Genomic DNA, 18,913 nt, shown 5'->3' on the forward strand with positions numbered 1-18,913 from the left:
GGAAGTCAACTCCTGTACGCGGCGCGCGGGTGCGCGCGGGGAGCCGCACACACGGGTGCGGCGGGGTCGGTGAACGCGGGAGTCGTGCGCACTGCCTGCGGGCGTACGGGGTGTACGGGTTGGAACCTCGGTGCGTGACCGGGTCAGCAGGCAGGCGCGAAGGAGGGCGGACCGCGCCGGGGCGCCGGGCTCAGCACCACGTCCTCGCGGCGCGGCCGCTCACGGTCCGACACCGGCAGCGGCACCCGCAGCACCGGGCGCGCCGGGGCGGGAAGCAGCAGGACGACCAGCGCCCGCAGCGGGCGGGTCAGCGACTGGCGCAGCGCGCGCAGCGCCCGGGCCAGGCCCGACAGCGCCGCGTCGCCCAGCCGCAGCCAGGCCGAGGCGGCCAGCGCGATCGCCAGGTGCACCACCAGGAGCAGCAGCTGGGTCGCGGCGGGCGCCAACTGCCCGGCGTGGCCCAGCGGGCCGCCCAGCAGCGAGCCGTCCACCGAACCGCCGCCGCAGACCAGCAGGTTCACCCCGCGCGCGGACACGTGCTCGGACAGGACCGGCCCACAGCCGGTCTGGCCCAGGTTGAAGGTGGTGTTGAGCAGCAGCTCGACCGGCACCATCACACCGGAGATGTGCAGCAGTCGCCGCTCCCCGCCGGCCAGCGCGGCCGCGACCAGGAAGACGACGACGCTCGCCGTGGCCACCAGCGACAGCGGCAGCGGGCGGCCGGTGATGACCACCTGGCCCAACGCGGCCATCGGCACGGCGAGCGCGGTGAACACCGCGGCCCGCAGGGCCCTGGTCGCATGGGTGGAGGTCGTCACGCTCGGGAGTATGCCATGGCACTGACGCCCGGCACGAGGGCGCGTGGTCGCTCGCGCTCGGATGACGTCCCCTCAGCGGCCCGAGCGGGTTCGACAGCGGCAGCTACCCGACTAGCCTGGAAGGCGTTCCCGGCGACCCCGACAAGGGGGTGGACGCACATGGCGAGGCCCGAAACCACGGTGGGACAGGTGCTGCTCGACCGCATCGAGGCCCAGGCCGTGGTGCTGGCCGGACTGGACGAGGCCGTCCGCGCGGACGAGCCCGACGCGGTCCACCGGATGCGGGTGGCCTGCCGGCGGCTGCGCAGCGCCCTGCGGACCTTCCGCCGGCTCCTCGCCCCCGGCACCACCGACGGTGTCGTCGCCGACCTGCGCTGGCTGGGCGCCGCCCTGGGCCGCGCCCGGGACCGCGAGGTGCTCGCCGAGCGGCTGGCCACTCAGGCCCGCGAGCTGCCCGCCGAGTGCGGCCCGGAGCGGGTCGCGGGCACGCTGGAGCGGTGGGGCGAGGCCGAGTACCGCCGGGTCCGGCCCGAGGTGGTCGCGGCCCTGGACAGCCCCCGTCGCCGCGCTCTGGCCGAGGCCCTGACCACCCTGCTCGCCGACCCGCCGCTGCGGCGGCGGGCAGCCCGTGCGGCCGTCCCCGAGCTGTCCCGGGTCGCGGCCCGCGAGCAGCGCCGGACGGCCGAGCGGGTCCACGCCGCCCTCACCGCCGGCCCGGAGGAGCGCGACCGGGCGCTGCACGAGGCCCGCAAGTCCGCCAAACGGGCCCGCTACGCCGGCGAGGCCGCCGTCCCTGCGGTCGGCCCGGCGGCCGAGTTGTACGCGGAGCGGATGAAGGCCGTCCAGGAGGTCCTGGGCGAGCACCAGGACGCGGTGGTCGCCGCCGCGGCCCTCGCCGCCCAGGCGGACGCGGGCGGCGAGCCCTTCGGCTACGGCGCCCTGTACGCCCGCCAGCTCGCGGCGGCGGAGGCCGCGCGCGGCCGGCTGGCGGAGGTGTGGGCGCCGGCGGGGACGCGGAAGCTGGCGCGGTTCGGGTAGGGCCCGTCACCCGGGTGCGGCCGGACCGGCCGCGGTGTCGGGGTGGGCTACCGGGGGCTGAGCCCCGCCGAGCGGGCGGCGTCGCGGAGCAGCTCGCGGAGCATCGCCCTGGTCAGGCGGCCGGTGTTGGTGTTGCGTGGGCTCACGTGGTAGCAGCCGTAGAGCCGCAGGTCGGGGCCGCCGTCACGGGCGGGGAGGGTGACCTGGGCGGCGTGGCCGAAGGCCGGGCGGGGGCGGGGGACCTGCCAGCCGGCGTCGGCGATCACCGGGAGCACGGCCTGCCAGGCGAAGCCGCCGAGGGCGACGACGGTTCGTACGGTGGGGCGCAGCAGTTGCAGTTCGCGGGTGATCCAGGGGCGGCAGGTGTCGCGTTCGGCGGTGCTGGGCTTGTTGTCGGGCGGGGCGCAGCGGACCGGGTCGGTGATCCGTACGCCGTACAGTTCCAGGCCGTCGCCGTAGCGGACGGACTCGGGGCGGTTGGCGAGCCCGAGGTCGTAGAGGGCGGCGTAGAGGAGGTCGCCGGAGGGGTCGCCGGTGAAGATCCGGCCGGTGCGGTTGGCGCCGTGGGCGGCGGGGGCGAGGCCGACCAGGACGAGCGGGGCGTCGGGCGGGCCGAAGCCGGGGATGGGGCGGGCCCAGTAGTCCCAGTCCTGGTAGGCGCGGCGCTTGGTGCGGGCGGTCTCCTCACGCCATTCGACCAGGCGGGGGCAGGCCCGGCAGCCGGTGACGACGCGGTCCAGCGCGGTGAGTCCGGCGGCCCGGGCGGCGGCCTCGGCGGGGTGGCGGGGGTGGCCGGGGTCGTCGGCGGGAGACTGCGGCATGGCCCGATCCTAGGGTCTCCGGTCCGAGGAGCTGCAGGACGTCCGTTCCGGCGTCAGCCGGGCAGGCGTAGCGTGGAACCAGTTGCTCCGGTGGCCCCCGGCCGGGCCGGGTCGGCGGTGGCCGGGGGCGCCGGTGTGCGCGGAGGCCGCGAGGAGGCCGCGATGATCGTCGATGCGGTGCTGGGGGCGCTCGGGGGGCTGGTCGGGCTGGGGGCGGTCTGGGCGGGCCTGAGCATCCGGGTGGTCCAGCAGTTCCAGAAGGGCGTGGTGTTCCGCTTCGGGCGGGTGCGCGAGGAGGTCCGCCAGCCGGGGCTGGTCGCGCTGATACCGGTCGCGGACCGGCTGCGCCGGGTGAACGTGCAGATCATCACGATGCCGATCCCGGCGCAGGAGGGCATCACCCGGGACAACGTGACCGTGCGGGTCGACGCGGTGGTCTACTTCCGGGTGCTGGACCCGGTGAAGGCGACGGTCAACGTCCAGGACTACAACTTCGCGATCTCCCAGGTCGCGCAGACCTCGTTGCGGTCGATCATCGGCAAGAGCGAGCTGGACGACCTGCTGGCGAACCGCGAACCGATCAACCAGGGGTTGGAGTTGATGATCGACAGCCCGGCGCTGGGCTGGGGCATCCAGATCGACCGGGTGGAGATCAAGGACGTCGCGCTGCCGGAGTCGATGAAGCGCTCGATCGCGCGCCAGGCGGAGGCCGAGCGTGAGCGGCGGGCCCGGATCATCACGGCGGACGGCGAGTACCAGGCCTCGGCCCGGCTGTCGGAGGCGGCCGCGGTGATGAGCGCGACCCCGGCGGCCCTGCAACTGCGGCTGCTGCAGACCGTGGTGGAGGTTGCGGCGGAGAAGAACTCGACGCTGGTGCTGCCGTTCCCGGTGGAGCTGCTGCGGTTCCTGGACAGCGCGACGGAGTCCCAGCAGCGCGATCTGCTGGCGGCCGCCGCGGTCGCCGCCGCCGCGAAGTCCGCGGAGGAGGCGGTGGAGAGCGGCGAGGTCCCGGAGGCGGAGCTCGGCCGCGAACCGGCCACGCACGAACTCCCGCCGCTGGAGGAGCTGTTGTCCCACTCGCCGCTGGAGAGCGCCGACCTGGAGCGCGGACGCGCGGAGGCGGACGGTCAGGCCGGGGCGGAGGAACGCACGGAGCCGAAGGCGGCGTCCTGACGGGTGCCCGGTGGCGTGCGCCATCGGCGCGGACCAGGATGGATGAGGGAGCAAGCCAGGTCAGGAGGCGGACCATGACCAGAGCCAGCGACATCATGCACCCAGGCGCGGAGTGCATCCGCGAGCACGAGACGCTCGCGGCCGCCGCCCGGATCATGCGGGAACGGCATGTGGGCGCGCTGCCCATCTGCGGGGAGAACGACAAGCTGCTGGGGATCGTGACCGACCGCGACATCGTGCTGCGCTGCGTCGCGGAGGGGCGCGACCCGGCGCAGGTGACGGCGGGTGACCTGGCGCTGGGGCGGCCGATGACGGTGGAGGCGGACGAGGACTGCGAGCAGGTGCTGCGCGTGATGGAGCAGTACCAGGTCCGCCGGCTGCCGGTGATCAACCACCCGGAGCACAAGCTGGTCGGCATGATCAGCGAGGCGGACATCGCGCGCGGGCTGCCGCAGGCGCGGCTCGCGGAGTTCGTGTCGGCGGTGTGCGCGGAGGAGCCGCCCAAGAGGGAGGCGTTGCAGGCCTGACCCGGTTGATCAGAGAGTCGACCGGCCCCGGCGGGGCGTCCGTACGCGCCACCGGGGCCGGTCGCACCTTGACGCCGGGCGGGTGTCAGCCCAGGGCGTAGACGGAGGTGGCCTGGGCGGCGGGCTCCTCGGCGCCCTCGGCGGTGAGGGTGACGTCGAGGAAGGCGATCCGCCGCCCGAGCTTGGTCACCCGGGCGAGCACCAGGACGTCCTGGCCGGTGACCGCGCGCTGGAAGCTGGTGGACTGCTGGACGGTGGTCATCGGCGCGAAGCCGCCGCGGGCCGCCGAGAGGGCGACCACGCACGCGGTGTCGGCCGCTGCCATCATCGCCTGTCCGGACAACCCGCCGCCCTCGCGGGCGAGTTGGTCGGACCAGGGCAGCCGCAGGACGGCGTGGCGCTCGCCGGTCTCGGTGGTGGTCAGGCCGAGGGCCTGCACCCAGGGGGCGAAGTTCTCGGCCAGGATCTTGTCCGCCTCGGCGGAGGTGAGGGTCATCGCGCCATTCTGGCAAGACCGTTGGGGTGCTGTCAGGCAGTGGCCAGGGTGTCGAGGTGGCGGCGGAGCACCGTGCGCAGCTCGACCGGGCCGACCAGGTCGGGGTGCTGGACGGCCTGCAGGGTGAGGCCGTCCAGCAGGGCGGAGAGGCGGCGGGTCTCGATGTCGAGGTTGAGGCCGGGGGTCAGGCCGCCGGCGCGTTCGATCTCGACCAGGACGTGCCGGACCAGCGCGTCCAGGCCGGTCTGCAGCTCGGCGGCGCGGGGCCGCAGTTCGGGCCGGGTGCGGGCGGCGGTGACGAAGGAGAGCCAGAGCGCGGACTCCTCCCGGCGCTCGGCGTCCAGCGGGAGGGTCTCGGCGAGCAGCCGCACGGTCTGTTCGCGCCGGTCGGTGCCGGGAGGCTGATCCGGGTCGAGCAGGGTGCGGGCGTGGGTGCGGATGCGGGCGTCGATCCGGCGGGCCAGCTCCTGCATCGCGAAGATCATCAGCTCGGAGCTGCCGGCGAAGTAGTGCCGCACCGAGCCGATCGCGAGCCCTGCCTCGTCGGCGACGTTGCGCAGCGAGGCGTGCTCCAGGCCCTCTCTGGCCGCGACGCGCAGGACGGCGTCCGCGACGGCCTGGCGGCGTTCCACGGGGTCGACGATCTTCGGCATGTTGCCGTTATAGCACGGGCGAGCTAAATTGCTGATTTAGCACGGTCGAGCTATAAAAATTCGGGGAGCGGGAATGAACAACTGGGTGCGCGTGGGGCTGATCGCGGCGGTGGTCGTCGTGGTCCTGGTCCGGCGGCTGCGCGGCGAGCCGCTGAACGCCCGGGACCTCTTCGGGCCGCCGGTGGTGCTCACCGGCCTCGGCCTGTGGGCGCTGGCGCAGCACCACGGCCTCGGTCCGAGGGACTACGTCTGGGTGGGTGTGGGTGTCGCGCTCGGCACCGCGTTCGGAGCGGTCCGCGGCGCCACCATCCGGGTCTACGAGCGCGAGGGGGTGCTGTGGCAGCGCTACACCGGCTGGACCTTCCTGGTGGCGGCGATCTCACTGGCGGTGATGGCGGGCTTCGCGGCGCTCGCCGAGCACAACGGGCTGGCTCCGGACGCCCGGCCGGTGCAGTTGTCGATCGGGGTCGGCTTCCTGGGGGAGGCGCTGGTGGTGGGCCATCGGGCGCTCTCCTCCGGGACCCCGTTCGCGCCCGAGCGACGGGATGCGAACGCGTTGCTCGGGTCGGACCGGTTCCGTCGGTAACTTTGGTTGTCGAGATGGCGTTAGGTAACTATGGTTGTCACCATGACTGCTGTGGAGATCACCGCCGAGGAGCGAGCCGAGCTGGCCGCGGCCCTCCTGGATGCGCTCAACCCCCTCGCCACCGCCGTGCGATCCCGGGCGACCGGGCTGCCCGAGGAGCGGATGTGGCACGCCGACCCGGCCGAGGTCGCCCTCTCGGTGCTGTCCGCCTGGAAGCTGGTGGACGCCGAGGTCAAGCGGCTCACCGCGACCGCGGCCGCCACCGCCGGCTCGTACGGCGCCAGCTACGAACAGCTGGGCGCTGCCTGGGGCATCACCCGGCAGGGCGCCCGGAAGAAGTGGCCGGAGGCCGTCAGCCGTCCGGCGGCCCGGCCCGGTGCGCTCGAACTGTTCGGCGGCACTGCCGAGTTGGTGTGGGACGAGGCCTCCGGGGGCTGGCTCTGGACGGCCACCGGTGCCGACGGCGAAACCGGCCGGTCGGCGGTCGGCCACCCGACCCGGGAGCAGGCCGCGGCGCACGCCGGGGCCTTCCTCGCCGGGCACGCGTAGCCGTTCCGGCGGCTACTCCGGCGTCCGCAGCTCCCGGGCGATCAGCTCCGCCAGGTGCAGGGCCCTTCGCCCGTCCGCGAGTTGGGCGATCTGGGTGCGGCAGCTGAAGCCGTCCGCCAGTACCACCGTCTCAGGTCCTGCCGCCCGGACCTCCGGCAACAGGGCCCGTTCGGCGATCGCCTCGGACACCTCGAAGTGCCCGCTCTCGAAACCGAAGTTGCCCGCCAGGCCGCAGCAGCCGGAGTCCAACACCCGGTTGCGCAGGCCAAGTCGGGCCTCGATCCGGCGGTCCGCGGCGCTGCCGAGCACCGCGTGCTGGTGGCAGTGGGTCTGGGTGACGGCGTCCAGCGGGATCCGGGGGAGCGGGGCGTCGGGGGCGTACTCGTCGATGAACTCGGCGAAGGTGCGGGTGCGTTCGGCGAGCGGGCGGCCGTCCGTGCCGAGCAGCCGGGGCAGGTCCTCGCGCAGGGTGGCGGTGCAGCTGGGGTCCAGGCCGACCACGGGGGTGTCGGCCGGGATCCCGGCGTCCGCCAGCGTGCGCAGGCTGCGCCGCAACACCCGGCGGGCGGTGCCGAGTTGGCCGGTGGAGTACCAGGTGAGGCCGCAGCAGACCGGGCCGTCGGGCAGTCGGACGTCGAAGCCCAGGTGCTCCAGCACCTCGACGGCCGAGCGCAGCACGTTCGGCTGCAGGTGGTTCGAGAAGGTGTCCGGCCACAGCAGCACCGGTTGGGCGCCCGCCGGGGCCGGGTGGGCGGCGCGGTGCCGCCGGTACCAGCGGGTGAAGGTCTCCGGCGGGAAGACGGGCAGCACCCGGCGCCGGTCGATCCCGCCGAGCCGCTTGAGCAGGGCGCCGGCCGGGGAGCGGACCAGGGTGTTCGCCGCCGCGGGCGCGAGCGCCACCGCCCGCAGCCAGAGCGGCAGCCAGCCCATCGAGTAGTGCGCGAGCGGACGCGGCCGGTGCCGGTAGTGCTGGTACAGGAACTCGGTCTTGTAGGTCGCCATGTCGACGTGCACCGGGCAGTCGCTGGCGCAGCCCTTGCAGCTCAGACAGAGGTCCAGCGCCTCCCGGACCTCCGCCGAGCGCCAGCCGTCCGGGATCGCATCGCCGCGCAGCATCTCGGCGAGCAGCCGCGCCCGGCCCCGGGTGGAGTGCCGCTCCTCGGCGGTGGCCATGTAGCTCGGGCACATCACCCCGGTGGTCGGGTCCACGCACTTGGCGACGCCCACGCAGCGGTGCACCGCCTTGGCCAGGCTCCCGTCGTCCTGCTCGTACGGCAGGGCCAGCGGCAGCGGGCGGCGCGGGGCGGTGACGAAGCGCAGGTCGGCGTCGAGCGGGCGCGGGTCCACCAGTGCGCCCGGGTTGAGCAGGTTCCCCGGATCCCAGATCCGCTTGAACTCGCCGAACAGGTCGATGACTTCGGGTGGGTACATGCGCGGCAGCAGTTCGGAGCGGGCCTGCCCGTCGCCGTGCTCGCCGGAGAGCGAACCGCCGTACGACACCACCAGATCCGCCGCCTGCTCCAGGAACTCCCGGAACACCAGCACCCCTTGGGGCTCGTCCAGCGGGAAGTCGATCCGCAGGTGCACGCAGCCGTCGCCGAAGTGCCCGTACGGGACGCCGCGCAGGCTGTGCCGGCGCAGCAGGGTGCGCAGGTCCCGCAGGTAGTCGCCGAGCCGCTCGGGCGGGACGGCGGAGTCCTCCCAACCGGGCCAGGCCTCGCCGCCTCCCGGCAGCCGGGTGACGATCCCGGCGCCCGCCTCCCGGACCGCCCACAGCTGGCGCTGTTCGACGGGGTCGGTGACCAGGGCGACGGTGGCGGAGGGCTCGCGGCGCACCGCGTCGGCGAGCCGGCGGGCGGCCTGGTAGGCCTCCAGCGCCGTGGCGCCGCCGGTCTCCAGGAACAGCCAGCACTCGCCCGCGGGCAGCCGGTCCAGCGCGGGTGGGCGCGGGCCGGCGGCGAGCAGCGCGGCGATCAGGTCGGCCGCCATGCCCTCGGCGGTCAGCGGACCGAGCGGCAGCAGTGCCGGGACGGCGTCGGCGGCGGCGCCCTCGTCGGGGTAGCCGGCCACCACCAGGGCACGCGCCGGCGGGTCCTCGACGAGGCGGACGGTGGCGCCGAGCAGCAGCGCGCAGGTGCCCTCGGTGCCGGTCAGCGCCCGGGCCAGGTCGTGACCGTGCTCGGGCAGCAGCGCGTCCAGCGGGTAGCCGGAGGTGCGGCGCGGCAGCTGCGGCATGCCCTGCCGGATGGTGGCCAGGTTGCGGTCGGTGAACTCCTGGAGTTCACGGTGCAGTTGACCGACCCGCCCGGGTGCGGAGCGCAGTGCTGTCCGCTCGGCGGCGGTGAGCCGGCCGCCGACGGTCAGCTCGGTGCCGTCCGCGAGCAGCAGCTCCAGCCGCTCCACGTTGTCCGCGGTGCGGCCCCAGGCGAGCGAGTGGGAGCCGCAGGAGTCGTTGCCGATCATGCCGCCGATCGTGCAGCGGCTGTGCGTGGACGGGTCCGGGCCGAAGCGCAGCCCGTACGGCCTGGCGGCGCGCTGGAGGTCGTCCAGTACGGTGCCGGGCTGGACGCGCGCGGTGCGGGCCTGCGGGTCGATCTCCAGCACCGAGCCGAGGTGGCGGCGGAAGTCCAGCACCACCGCGCCCGGGCCGATCGCCTGCCCACCGATGCTGGTCCCCGCTCCGCGCGGCACCACCGGCACCCGGTACTCGCGGCACAGCGCCAGCGTCGTGCGCACGTCGTCCAGGTCGGCGGGTTTGACCACGCCGAGCGGCAACTGCCGGTAGTTGGAGGCGTCGTGGCTGTAGACGGTGCGCTCGGCGGCGCCGAAACGGACCTCCCCGCGCAGCACGGCGGCCAGCTCACGGGCCAGCGCGGCCCCGGGGACGGCGGACGGACGGCTCACCAGGGACCTCCGGGGCGGTGCGGCAGCGGCTCCGCCGATGATCGCAGCCGGGGCGCCGGACGGATACCGGGCACGACGGGGGTACCGCCGACGGGGTGTCATGTGGCACTCTCGGCGAACGTGATCAACGACTCCGCGGCCGAGGACCCGGCGGGCCCCGACGCCTACCTCGCCCGCCTGCCGATCGGCGAGCGCCCGCCGGTCCCGACGGACGGCGCGCCGTCCTGGGACATCTTCCCGTACGAGGGCGAACTGACCGTCCGGGTGCTGCAGCCGCCCGTCCTGCCCGAGCCGCCCCGCCACGGTGAGGACGGACCGGAGAGCTGCAAGCAGTGCGCCCGCCCGGACTCCGACTTCCTCTGGACCGACGAGCACTGGCGCCTCAGCACCATCGACGAGCCGACTGGCCTGCCCGCCGTCCTGCTGCTCCAGCCGCGCGCCCACCACGACCTGCTGGATCTGCCCGCCGAGCTGTCCGCCCGGCTCGGCCCGATGCTGCAGCGCGTCGAGCGCGCGGTGCTGTCGCTCGGCGGCATCGGCCGGGTCCACGTGAACCGCTGGGGCGACGGCGGCGCGCACCTGCACCTGTGGCTGATCGCCCGGCCCGAGGGCCTGACGCAGCTGCGCGGTTCCACCTTGCCGCTATGGATGGACGTGCTGCCGCCGCTGCCCGCCGAGGTGTGGGCCGAGCGCGCCCGTCGGATCGCCGTCGCGATGGCGGCCGAGGGCGGGACGGCGCACCGCTGAGGCCGGCTACTTCCGCCCGGTGATGGTGCCGCGCGCGATGTGCGAGAGCTTGGCAACCTCGAAGGCGGGGTAGGCGCCGCCGGCCAGCAGCGAGAACTTGATCCCCTCGCGCCCGCCCGGCTTGCGGTGGCCCGGGGGCTGGAAGCGGTGGTGGTGTTCGGCGGCCCGGTGGAAGAACTGCGGGCGCTCGGAGCGGGAGACACAGCCGGCCAGGTCGAAGACGAACAGGTAGTGCCGGATCATCCGGACGAACAGCGCGTCGCGCACGGCGTACAGGTGCGGCTTGTCCTCCAGCAGGGCGAAGCTGCGCTCGTACTGGTCGAACAGGTCGAAGACGCTGCTGCCGGGGCCACCGGCCGGGTGGACGGTCTCCCGGCGGCGCAGCTGGACGCACTCGCGCGGCAGTACGGCGGCCTTCTGTGCGCCGAGCAGCGCCGCGTGGACGACCGGGACCTCCTCGTACCTGCCGTCGGGGAAGGCGAGATTCAGCTCCTCCCAGTGGCTGCGGCGGATCAGCCGGTCCCAGATCAGCGGCGGCGCGCCGAACAGCGCGGGCTGGTCGAAGGGGGCGAACACCTCGGGGCCGGTCTCGGCGAGCAGCGCCTCGGCGGCGCCGGACCAGTCGCGGCCGTTGTGGCGCCGGGAGTGGCCGAACAGCAGCACGTCCACCGGGCCGGTCTGCTTGAGCCGGTCGGCGAGCGTCTGGAGGGCGTCCCGGGGCAGCAGGTGGTCGGCGTCGAGGAACAGCAGGTACTCGCCGCCGGCCCGTGCCGCGCCCGCGTTCCGGGCCACCCCGACCCCGACCGCCGCGTTCAGGTGCAGCGCCGACACCCGGGGGTGCTGCGCCGCGAACGCGTCGGCGAGCCCGCCCGGGGTCTCGGGGGAGCGGTCGGCGACCACGATCACCTCGACGTCCGCCAGGGTCTGGGCGAGCAGCGAGTCCAGGCAGTCGGCGAGCTGTCCGTGCTGGTCGTAGGCGGGGAGCACGACGCTGATCAGGGGTGAGGGCATGACGCCGGAGCGTAAGAGGGCGCGCGAACCGTGGCAAAGCCCTGACGGTGCGTAATTACGAACAATTAGCCGCAAACCGTACTAGCGCGCGCCATATCTTCACGCCGCCTTCTGGGCGTGCACACGCCGACCGGCGACGCGGCACGGCCCGCGACGCGGGGTGCACGTCGCGGGCCGGGGGTGCCGAGAGGGGGGTCGGCTCAGTACCAGTGGTGGGCCTGCCAGAACGACCAGGCGGAGCAGGGGCTGCCGTAGCGGCTGTTCATGTAGTCCAGGCCCCACTTGATCTGGGTGACCGGGTTGGTGCGCCAGTCGGCGCCGGCCGAGGCCATCTTGGAGCCGGGCAGCGCCTGGACCAGGCCGTAGGCGCCGGAGGAGGCGTTGACGGCCAGCGGGTTCCAGCTGCTCTCGCGGAACACGATGTTGCTGAAGCACTGCAGCTGGCCGGCCGGCACGATCTGCGCGGCGATCTGCTGCGGGGTGCCGGAGTAGCTGTTGAGGTCCTGACGCTGCTGGGAGCGGGAGGCGGCGGCGTCGGCCTGGGCCTTGGCGTCCGCCTGGGCCTTCGCCTCGGCCGCGGCCTGGGCCTGCGCGGCGGCCTGGGCCTGCGCCTGGGCGGCGGCGTCCGCCTCAGCCTTGGCCTGGGCGGCCTGGGCGGCCTGGGCGGCCTGGGCGGCCTGCTGGGCAGCGGCAGCGGTGTCAGCCTGGGCCTGGTCGGAGGCCGGCTTGCCGTCCGCCACGACGGCGGCCACCGGGGCCGCGGCCTCGGCGTTGTGCGCGGTCTGCGGGATGGCGAGGGCGGCCGTGGCGGCGCTCGCGACCACGAGGGTGGCGACGCCGGTGATCAGGGAGTTGCGGCGGGCATGGCTGAGCTGCATGAAGCGGGCAATCCTTTTCCGTCGGGGGCCGTGCCGGTGGCACTGGGCTCGGGCTTCGCGTGGGCTCCGGGTGAGCGGGGCCCGCGCGGCCGTCCGGGACGGCCGTGGCGCCCCGGCGGTGACGGCGGGGCGGGCGGGCTGCGCACGGCGGACGGGCCGGCCGGCGCTGCCTGGCGACGGGCCATTCTTGGCAGGGCCGAGGACGGGTGGCAAAGGGCTTATCTACTACGCCGAGTAGTGGGCGCGGGGAGGATGCGGCCGGGTGCGACGGGTGATTTGGGAAGATTTGTCCGAATTCGCCATCTGTGGGCCGAGGGTGGGAGGCGGCGGCGGAACGTGAGAGCGCGAGGGTGGGTGGCCTGCGTTCTTCGGGCCGGGGGTGGCGACGGCGGGTGTGGCCCGGATGCGGCCGGGGCGGCGGGACGGCCGGTGTGCCCGGCCCGTCCACTATCCAGGGCCGTAGATGCGAAACCCCCTGTGCGCGGGCTCACATGTTTGAGGAGCCGACTTCGGCGCAGCGTGATCGGGGCGTGACGCGCCCGGTGCACGGGGGGCGGAGTGGCCGATCGGCGCACTCCGTGTCGCGTGGGCACCGGCGCGGGGGTTCGCTGATACCGCGCCGCTCGGTCACAGAACGTGGCCGACGGTCACCGCATGCGTCTCGTTCCCGCGGTGCAGGCCCACGCCGCCAGCGGCAACACCCCGAACAACTGCGCCCCCTCCGGCTCCGTGCCGGGCTGCACCGGCTGAGCCGGCGAGGAGCCTCGCAAACAGAAACCGGGCCCGGGAGCCTCCGCAACGGCTCCCGGGCCCGGCGTTCGAGCGCGGCGCGGTCGGGTCAGGAGCCCGCCGCCACCGCCGCCCGCCGCCGACGGCCCACCACGGCCGAGGCGCCGAGCACGATCGCCGCGGCGACCAGCGACAGGTACATCTGCTTGCGCCCGTCCTCGGTGGTGAACATGTACGCCATCACGAACCCGATCATGCCCATCGCGGTCCAGGTCAGGTACGGGAACAGCCACATCCGCACGGTCAGGCGCTCGGGCGTCTCCCGCTCGATGATCCGGCGCATCCGCAGCTGGGTCGCGCAGATCACCAGCCAGACGAACAGCGCGACCGCGCCGGAGGAGTTGAGCAGGAAGGCGAACACCTGGTCCGGCGAGTAGTAGTTGAAGAAGACGGCGATGAAGCCGAAGACCACCGAGGAGAGGATGGCCACCCGCGGCACGCCGCGCGAGGTCACCGTGGCGAAGGCCTTCGGCGCGTCCCCGCGCTGGCCGAGCGAGAAGGCCATCCGGGAGGCGGTGTACATCCCGGAGTTGAGGCAGGACAGCACGGCCGTCAGCACGATCACGTCCATCACCTGGCCCGCGTGCGGGATGCCCACGTGGTTCAGGACCGCCACGTACGGGCTGGCCTTGACCTCGGCCGAGTCCCAGGGCAGCAGGGTCACCACGAGCAGGATCGAGCCCAGGTAGAAGACGCCGATGCGCCAGATCACGCTGTTGGTGGCCTTGGTGACCGCCTTCTGCGGGTCCTCCGATTCGCCGGCGGCGAGGGTGACGATCTCGCTGCCCATGAAGGCGAAGACGACGGTCAGCATGCCGGTGAACACCGCGCCCACGCCGTGCGGCAGGAAGCCGCCGTGGCCGGTCAGGTTGCTCATGCCGACCGCGTGGGTGTCCGGCAGCGCGCCGAAGACCGCGAGCGCGCCGATCACCAGGAACGCGGCGATCGCGACCACCTTGATGCCGGCGAACCAGAACTCGAACTCGCCGTAGGACGACACCGAGAAGAGGTTGGTGGCGGTCAGCACCGCCATCACGATCAGCGCCCAGCCCCACTGCGGCACGCCGGGCACCCAGTTGTTGAGGATCTTGGCGCCGGCGGTCGCCTCGACCGCGAGCACGACGACCCAGAAGAACCAGTACAGCCAGCCGATGGAGAATCCGGCCCAGCGGCCCAGCGCGCGGTCCGCGTACGCGGAGAAGGAGCCGCTCTGCGGGTCGGCCGCCGCCATCTCGCCGAGCATCCGCATCACCAGCACGACCAGCACGCCGGCCAGGGTGTAGGAGAGCAGGATGCCCGGGCCGGTGGACGCGATGCCCGCGCCGGAGCCGACGAACAGGCCGGCGCCGATCACGCCGCCGATGGCGATCATCGACAGGTGGCGGTTCTTGAGCCCGGCCTTCAGGTGGCCGTCGCCGCCGTGTCCGATCGGGCCCGACTGGTCGGGGGCCGAGTCGGCTACCGCCGGCTTGGTGGTCTTCGCACTCATCAAGGGTGCCCTGTGCCTTTCCGGCGCGGCATGACCCTCGGCTCGTCGCGCCGGAGGGTGGGGGACAGATCCGCGCATTGCGGTGAAACGTAACTTCTACGCCCGAGTATCGGAACAAGCTTTTGATAACTGTTCGCTCACCGGACACAAAGGGCCAGGTCAGGATGGGTGTAGAGGTGGCGGGAAAAGCTCAAATCTGACCAGTCATCAGGGTGGCGGAAGGTCGCCAGGCCCTGTGGGGGATCCGGAACTCAGGCCGGCCGCAGCCCCAGGACGGTGATCAGCTCGGCGTCCGCCGGCCGCCCGGTGAGGCGGGCGGCCAGGATCCGGGGGATGTCGGACTCCTGGGAGTACCCGGGCAGCAGCGTCACCTCGGCCCGCCGCACCACGGCCTCGCCGCGTACCGCGTACGCCACCCGGTACGTGGTCCGCTCCGGCGGCGGGGCCGGGTCGGTCCGGCGCGCGGGGGTCATCCGCATCGACCTCCTCCGGCCCATTGTGGGCGCGGTGTGGCCGATCTGCACGAACCCGGGCAGAGTGGGAGTCTCGGGGCAATCCCGACGCCGCTCGGCCGTTTCAGGAGCGACCCCATGCAGACCACCTGGAAGGGGACGATCAGCTTCGGGCTGGTCAGCATCCCCGTCCACCTCTACTCCGCGACCCAGGAGCACGACGTCCCGCTGCACCAGGTGCACGCCAAGGACGGCGGTCGGGTGCGGATGAAGCGGTACTGCGAGCAGGAGGAGAAGGAGGTCCCGTACGCCGAGATCGCCAAGGGCTACGAGTCGCCGGACGGCCGGACCGTCACCCTCACCGACGAGGACCTCGCGGACCTGCCGCTGCCCAGCAAGAAGATCATCGACGTGCTGGCCTTCGTGGACGCGGGCGAGATCGACCCGCTGATGTTCTCCAAGGCGTACTACGTGGGAGTCGCCGACCAGGCGGCCGCCAAGCCGTACGCCCTGCTGCGCGACGCGCTGGTGGACTCCGGGCAGATCGCGGTCACCAAGATCGCGCTGCGCACCCGGGAGTCGCCCGCCGTGTTGCGGGTGCACGACGGGACGCTGGTGCTGCAGACCTGCATCTGGCCCGACGAGGTGCGCCCGGCGGCCGGGATCGCGCCCGAGGGGAACGTCACCGTCCGGCCGCAGGAGCTGAAGATGGCGCGGTCGCTGATGGACACCCTCTCCGAGGACTTCGACCTGGCCCAGCTGCACGACGACTACCAGCAGGCGCTCCAGCAGGTGATCACCGCCCGGCTGGAGGGCGTCGAGCTCCCGCACGAGGAGGAGCCCGGCCCGGCGCCGGACAACGTGATCGACCTCATGGAGGCGCTGCGCAGCAGCCTCAAGCAGGCCAGGGGCGGGCGGGCGCCGGCCGCGGAGCCGGAGGAGAAGCCCGCGCCCCGCAAGCGCGCCCCGGCGAGGACGACCGCCGCGGCCGCCAAGAAGACCACCTCGGCGAAGAAGACACCCGCGAAGACACCCGCCCGTAAGTCCACGGCTCCGCGCAAGGCCTCCTGACCTCCGGGCCAGGCGTTCCGTCCCGTCCAGCATTGGAGGCGATCCCGATGGACCTGCTCACCTACAAGGAAGTCGAAACCGGCCCCGACGCCCCGCCGAACCCGAGCCTCGGGCACCGGGCGTGGCGCTGGCTGCTCAGCCTCAGCCCCACCGTCGTGACCTTCATGGTCGCGCTCTCGATCGGCCTGGCCATGGTCGGCGTCCAGGTGAGCTGGGCGCCGATGCTCGGCCTGATGGCCTTCTTCTGGTTCCTTACGTTCATCGCCCTGGCGGGCGTCGTCGCGCGCTGGGCGACGCCCGGCCGGGGCAGGCACCGGATGGCGGCCTCCTGACCCGGCCGGTGGAACGGTGTCCGGGAGGGCTCAGCCGATCCACACCGTGGTGACGTTGCAGAACTCCCGGATGCCGTGCCCGGACAGCTCCCGGCCGAAGCCCGAGCGCTTGACGCCGCCGAAGGGCAGCGCCGGGTGGGAGGCCGTCATGCCGTTGAAGAACACCCCGCCCGCCTGGATGTCGCGGACGAAGCGCTCCTGCTCGGCCTGGTCGGTGGTCCAGACGTTGGAGCTGAGCCCGAACGGGGTGTCGTTGGCGACGGCCACCGCCTCGTCCAGGTCGGCGACCCGGTAGACGGTGGCGACCGGGCCGAAGGTCTCCTCCAGGTGGATCCGCATCGCAGGGGTGATGCCGGTCAGCACGGTCGGCTCGTAGAAGTAGCCGGTGTCCCAGCCCATCGGGCGGCCGCCGCCGCACTCGACCCGGGCGCCGTGGGTGCGGGCGTCCTCGACCAGCTCCTCCAAGTCGTCCCGGCCCTGACGGCTGGCCAGCGGGCCGACGTCGGTGGCCTCGTCCATCGGATCGCCGACCCGCAGTGAGCGCATCGCCTCGGTGAAGGCCGCGGTGAAGCGGTCGTAGACGTCGGTGTGCACGATGAAGCGCTTGGCGGCGATGCAGGACTGGCCGTTGTTCTGCACCCGGGCCCGGACGGCGGTGCCCACCGCCGCCTCCAGGTCGGCGCTCGGCATGACCACGTACGGGTCGCTGCCGCCCAGCTCCAGCACCGCCTTCTTCACCTCGTCCGCCGCGGCGGCGGCGACCGCCCGCCCGGCCGGCTCGCTGCCGGTGAGGGTGACGGCGGCGACCCGGCGGTCCCGGACCACGCCCTCGACCGCACCCGAGCCGATCAGCAGGGTCTGGAAACAGCCCTCGGGGAAGCCGGCCCGCCGGAACAGCTCCTCGATCGCGAGCGCCGTCCGGGGCACGTTGGAGGCGTGCTTGAGCAGGCCCACGTTGCCCGCCATCAGGGCCGGCGCGGCGAAGCGGATCACCTGCCAGAACGGGAAGTTCCACGGCATCACGGCGAGGACGGGCCCCAGCGGGCGGTAGCGGACGTACGCGCGGGCGGCCCCGGAGTCGGCCACGTCGGCCTGGGCCGGGTGCTCGTCGGCGAGCAGCTCCTCGGCGTTCTCGGCGTACCAGCGCATCGCCCTGGCGCACTTGGCGGCCTCGGCCCGGGCGGCGGCGAGCGGCTTGCCCATCTCCTCGGTCATGGTGCGGGCGAGGGCCTCCCGGTCCTGGTCCAGCAGGTCGGCGGCGCGGCGCAGCAGCTCGGCGCGGGCGGCGAAGGAGGTGTTGCGATAGCTGTGGAAGGCGGCCTCGGCGCGGGCCAGCCGCCGCTCGATCCCGGCCGCGTCGAGCGGTTCGAAGGTCTGGACGGTCTCGCCGGTCGCGGGGTTGACGCTGGCGATGGGCATGCGGGGCTCCCTGATGGGTCCGGGTCCGGTGCGTCTGCCCTCACACCCTCCCCGACGGCCCGCCCCGGGCGCGCCACCGCCGCCCGGCGTGTCCCGCCGGGGGTGGGGGCCGGTCCGTCATTCCGGCAGTGACTCCACTCGCGCCGCCGCCTCCCGGGCCCGGGCTCCGGCCCTGGTCCGGGCCGCGGTCACCTGCCGGTTGGGGAAGCGGTGCAGGTACTCGGCCTCCAGCTCCCCGGTGCGCAGCGTGTGGCGCTTCAGCGCCTCCTCCGAGCCGTAGAGGAAGGTCTCGTGGCGCGTGCGGTGCAGCTGCTCCAGCTCGTGCAGCAGGGTGTCGTTGCCCAGAGCGTGCGGGGAGATGCCCCCGGGCCGGATGTGCGGGTCGTTGGCGTGCCGCATCTCGGTACCTCCTCGACGGAAGCCCCCTTTACCGGGTGCCCGGTGGCCCCTGCCCGTACACCCGTGCTGGTGGGTGGGATGTGCTGGCGGATTGCACAAGGGAAATTGTAAAAGGGCTGTCGTACAAGAGTGCTTGTGGATATTCTCCGGCCGTGGACGACACGACGGACCAACCGCGCGGTACCCGGGAGATCTCCGACTCCCGGGTGCTCGCCGCCCTCACCCACCCGCTGCGCCGACGGCTGCTCGACCTGCTCAAGGTGCACGGCCCGGCCACCGTCGGGCAGCTCGCCGAGCGCAGCGAGCAGGCGGTCGGCAACGTCAGCCACCACCTGAAGGTGCTGGCCGAGAGCGGACTGATCGTGGAGGCGCCCGAACTCGCCCGGGACCGGCGCGAGCGCTGGTGGCGGCTCGCGGACCGGGAACTGAGCTGGGCCCGGGCCGACTTCGACGGCGACCCGGTCACCGAGGCCGTCGCGGACGCGGCCGGGTCGATCCTCCTGGAACGCCAGGTCGAGCTGGTCCGCGAATGGGCCGTGCGGCGCGGCGGGTACGGGCCCGACTGGCGGGACGGCTGCTCGGTGGCCACCCAGGCCTGGCTGCGGCTCACCCCGGAGGAGGCCCGGGAGCTGGCCGCGGACCTGCACGAGGTGATCCAGAAGTGGGCCGACCGACCGGTGCCCGAGGACGGGCGGGAGCGCGAGACCGTCCTCGCCTTCTCCCACAGCGTCCCGGCCAAGCCGTGACCGCCACCCTCGCCC

Annotated in this window: 20 protein-coding genes; 9 read left to right on the top strand and 11 right to left on the bottom strand. The window is 73.8% G+C overall.

The annotated features are described in order from the left end of the window. Window positions 1-143: 143 nt before the first annotated feature. Window positions 144-818 carry a hypothetical protein gene (locus ACFQ87_RS15825; RefSeq protein ID WP_380611335.1) on the bottom strand — a complete coding sequence of 225 codons (675 nt, stop codon included), beginning with the start codon at window positions 816-818 and terminating at the stop codon, window positions 144-146. Between the two features lie 159 nt (window positions 819-977). Between ACFQ87_RS15825 and ACFQ87_RS15830 the strand changes: the two genes are divergently transcribed. Beyond that, window positions 978-1,856: a CHAD domain-containing protein gene (locus tag ACFQ87_RS15830; RefSeq protein ID WP_380611336.1), complete on the top strand. Its 879-nt coding sequence runs from the start codon at window positions 978-980 to the stop codon at window positions 1,854-1,856. A 47-nt stretch (window positions 1,857-1,903) separates the two neighbouring features. Here the strand turns inward: ACFQ87_RS15830 and ACFQ87_RS15835 are convergent, their stop codons facing one another. Further along, entirely contained in the window at window positions 1,904-2,677 is a 774-nt protein-coding gene (locus tag ACFQ87_RS15835; protein WP_380611337.1) for a uracil-DNA glycosylase, read from the bottom strand. A gap of 162 nt (window positions 2,678-2,839) precedes the next feature. Between ACFQ87_RS15835 and ACFQ87_RS15840 the strand changes: the two genes are divergently transcribed. Continuing rightward, on the top strand, window positions 2,840-3,850 hold the full coding sequence (locus ACFQ87_RS15840; protein WP_380611339.1) for a slipin family protein: 1,011 nt from the start codon (window positions 2,840-2,842) through the stop codon (window positions 3,848-3,850). A gap of 74 nt (window positions 3,851-3,924) precedes the next feature. Then, entirely contained in the window at window positions 3,925-4,377 is a 453-nt protein-coding gene (locus ACFQ87_RS15845; RefSeq protein WP_380611341.1) for a CBS domain-containing protein, read from the top strand. Between the two features lie 85 nt (window positions 4,378-4,462). Here the strand turns inward: ACFQ87_RS15845 and ACFQ87_RS15850 are convergent, their stop codons facing one another. Next, complete coding sequence (locus tag ACFQ87_RS15850) at window positions 4,463-4,873, bottom strand: PaaI family thioesterase (RefSeq protein ID WP_380611342.1); 411 nt, start codon at window positions 4,871-4,873, stop codon at window positions 4,463-4,465. 32 nt (window positions 4,874-4,905) lie between these two features. Then, on the bottom strand, window positions 4,906-5,526 hold the full coding sequence (locus ACFQ87_RS15855; RefSeq protein ID WP_380611343.1) for a TetR/AcrR family transcriptional regulator: 621 nt from the start codon (window positions 5,524-5,526) through the stop codon (window positions 4,906-4,908). A 73-nt stretch (window positions 5,527-5,599) separates the two neighbouring features. Here ACFQ87_RS15855 and ACFQ87_RS15860 point away from each other — a divergent pair, with 73 nt between their 5' ends. Together ACFQ87_RS15860 and ACFQ87_RS15865 are read left to right on the top strand one after the other, a co-directional pair. After that, entirely contained in the window at window positions 5,600-6,112 is a 513-nt protein-coding gene (locus ACFQ87_RS15860; protein ID WP_380611344.1) for a DUF1453 domain-containing protein, read from the top strand. A 42-nt stretch (window positions 6,113-6,154) separates the two neighbouring features. Next, on the top strand, window positions 6,155-6,661 hold the full coding sequence (locus tag ACFQ87_RS15865) for a hypothetical protein (RefSeq protein WP_380611346.1): 507 nt from the start codon (window positions 6,155-6,157) through the stop codon (window positions 6,659-6,661). Window positions 6,662-6,673: 12 nt separating this feature from the next. Here ACFQ87_RS15865 and ACFQ87_RS15870 read toward each other — a convergent pair whose 3' ends face one another. Beyond that, the gene (locus ACFQ87_RS15870; RefSeq protein WP_380611347.1) at window positions 6,674-9,565 is read right to left on the bottom strand and encodes an FAD-binding and (Fe-S)-binding domain-containing protein; all 2,892 of its coding nucleotides are present in this window, start codon (window positions 9,563-9,565) and stop codon (window positions 6,674-6,676) included. 120 nt (window positions 9,566-9,685) lie between these two features. Between ACFQ87_RS15870 and ACFQ87_RS15875 the strand changes: the two genes are divergently transcribed. Beyond that, window positions 9,686-10,312, top strand: a complete 627-nt coding sequence (locus ACFQ87_RS15875) for an HIT family protein (RefSeq protein WP_380611349.1) — start codon at window positions 9,686-9,688, stop codon at window positions 10,310-10,312. A gap of 6 nt (window positions 10,313-10,318) precedes the next feature. On the opposite strand, the gene ACFQ87_RS15880 is transcribed toward ACFQ87_RS15875, so the two are convergent. The 4 genes from ACFQ87_RS15880 to ACFQ87_RS15895 form a co-directional block, all read right to left on the bottom strand. Next, on the bottom strand, window positions 10,319-11,323 hold the full coding sequence (locus tag ACFQ87_RS15880) for a glycosyltransferase family 2 protein (protein ID WP_380611350.1): 1,005 nt from the start codon (window positions 11,321-11,323) through the stop codon (window positions 10,319-10,321). Between the two features lie 200 nt (window positions 11,324-11,523). Beyond that, window positions 11,524-12,201 (bottom strand): lytic transglycosylase domain-containing protein, encoded by a 678-nt coding sequence (locus tag ACFQ87_RS15885; protein ID WP_380611351.1) that lies wholly within the window; start codon window positions 12,199-12,201, stop codon window positions 11,524-11,526. Between the two features lie 838 nt (window positions 12,202-13,039). Further along, window positions 13,040-14,479 (bottom strand): amino acid permease, encoded by a 1,440-nt coding sequence (locus tag ACFQ87_RS15890; protein ID WP_380611352.1) that lies wholly within the window; start codon window positions 14,477-14,479, stop codon window positions 13,040-13,042. Window positions 14,480-14,730: 251 nt separating this feature from the next. After that, window positions 14,731-14,952 (bottom strand): hypothetical protein, encoded by a 222-nt coding sequence (locus ACFQ87_RS15895; RefSeq protein ID WP_380611353.1) that lies wholly within the window; start codon window positions 14,950-14,952, stop codon window positions 14,731-14,733. A 117-nt stretch (window positions 14,953-15,069) separates the two neighbouring features. Here ACFQ87_RS15895 and ACFQ87_RS15900 point away from each other — a divergent pair, with 117 nt between their 5' ends. Beyond that, a complete protein-coding gene (locus ACFQ87_RS15900) occupies window positions 15,070-16,002 on the top strand; it encodes a Ku protein (RefSeq protein WP_380611354.1) in 933 nt (310 codons plus the stop codon). A 47-nt stretch (window positions 16,003-16,049) separates the two neighbouring features. Continuing rightward, window positions 16,050-16,334, top strand: coding sequence for a hypothetical protein (locus tag ACFQ87_RS15905; RefSeq protein WP_380611355.1), 285 nt, complete (start codon window positions 16,050-16,052; stop codon window positions 16,332-16,334). 30 nt (window positions 16,335-16,364) lie between these two features. Here the strand turns inward: ACFQ87_RS15905 and ACFQ87_RS15910 are convergent, their stop codons facing one another. Both ACFQ87_RS15910 and ACFQ87_RS15915 read right to left on the bottom strand, forming a co-directional pair. After that, the gene (locus ACFQ87_RS15910; protein ID WP_380611357.1) at window positions 16,365-17,753 is read right to left on the bottom strand and encodes an NADP-dependent succinic semialdehyde dehydrogenase; all 1,389 of its coding nucleotides are present in this window, start codon (window positions 17,751-17,753) and stop codon (window positions 16,365-16,367) included. 117 nt (window positions 17,754-17,870) lie between these two features. Beyond that, the gene (locus ACFQ87_RS15915) at window positions 17,871-18,152 is read right to left on the bottom strand and encodes a DUF6158 family protein (protein ID WP_380611358.1); all 282 of its coding nucleotides are present in this window, start codon (window positions 18,150-18,152) and stop codon (window positions 17,871-17,873) included. 152 nt (window positions 18,153-18,304) lie between these two features. Between ACFQ87_RS15915 and ACFQ87_RS15920 the strand changes: the two genes are divergently transcribed. Next, window positions 18,305-18,898, top strand: a complete 594-nt coding sequence (locus tag ACFQ87_RS15920; RefSeq protein ID WP_380611359.1) for an ArsR/SmtB family transcription factor — start codon at window positions 18,305-18,307, stop codon at window positions 18,896-18,898. Window positions 18,899-18,913 lie beyond the last annotated feature (15 nt).

It is taken from the genome of Kitasatospora sp. NPDC056531 (genome assembly GCF_042794375.1).
In the GTDB taxonomy this organism is placed as follows: Bacteria; Actinomycetota; Actinomycetes; order Streptomycetales; family Streptomycetaceae; genus Kitasatospora.

Bases quoted from the DNA above. Each gene is read 5' to 3' on its own strand.
- ACFQ87_RS15880 (WP_380611350.1), bottom strand. From the start codon at position 11,323: ATGCCCTCACCCCTGATCAGCGTCGTGCTCCCCGCCTACGACCAGCAC.
- ACFQ87_RS15910 (WP_380611357.1), bottom strand. From the start codon at position 17,753: ATGCCCATCGCCAGCGTCAACCCCGCGACCGGCGAGACCGTCCAGACC.
- ACFQ87_RS15855 (WP_380611343.1), bottom strand. From the start codon at position 5,526: ATGCCGAAGATCGTCGACCCCGTGGAACGCCGCCAGGCCGTCGCGGAC.
- ACFQ87_RS15830 (WP_380611336.1), top strand. From the start codon at position 978: ATGGCGAGGCCCGAAACCACGGTGGGACAGGTGCTGCTCGACCGCATC.
- ACFQ87_RS15865 (WP_380611346.1), top strand. From the start codon at position 6,155: ATGACTGCTGTGGAGATCACCGCCGAGGAGCGAGCCGAGCTGGCCGCG.
- ACFQ87_RS15835 (WP_380611337.1), bottom strand. From the start codon at position 2,677: ATGCCGCAGTCTCCCGCCGACGACCCCGGCCACCCCCGCCACCCCGCC.
- ACFQ87_RS15845 (WP_380611341.1), top strand. From the start codon at position 3,925: ATGACCAGAGCCAGCGACATCATGCACCCAGGCGCGGAGTGCATCCGC.
- ACFQ87_RS15885 (WP_380611351.1), bottom strand. From the start codon at position 12,201: ATGCAGCTCAGCCATGCCCGCCGCAACTCCCTGATCACCGGCGTCGCC.
- ACFQ87_RS15905 (WP_380611355.1), top strand. From the start codon at position 16,050: ATGGACCTGCTCACCTACAAGGAAGTCGAAACCGGCCCCGACGCCCCG.
- ACFQ87_RS15860 (WP_380611344.1), top strand. From the start codon at position 5,600: ATGAACAACTGGGTGCGCGTGGGGCTGATCGCGGCGGTGGTCGTCGTG.
- ACFQ87_RS15900 (WP_380611354.1), top strand. From the start codon at position 15,070: ATGCAGACCACCTGGAAGGGGACGATCAGCTTCGGGCTGGTCAGCATC.
- ACFQ87_RS15850 (WP_380611342.1), bottom strand. From the start codon at position 4,873: ATGACCCTCACCTCCGCCGAGGCGGACAAGATCCTGGCCGAGAACTTC.
- ACFQ87_RS15915 (WP_380611358.1), bottom strand. From the start codon at position 18,152: ATGCGGCACGCCAACGACCCGCACATCCGGCCCGGGGGCATCTCCCCG.
- ACFQ87_RS15890 (WP_380611352.1), bottom strand. From the start codon at position 14,479: ATGAGTGCGAAGACCACCAAGCCGGCGGTAGCCGACTCGGCCCCCGAC.
- ACFQ87_RS15840 (WP_380611339.1), top strand. From the start codon at position 2,840: ATGATCGTCGATGCGGTGCTGGGGGCGCTCGGGGGGCTGGTCGGGCTG.
- ACFQ87_RS15895 (WP_380611353.1), bottom strand. From the start codon at position 14,952: ATGACCCCCGCGCGCCGGACCGACCCGGCCCCGCCGCCGGAGCGGACC.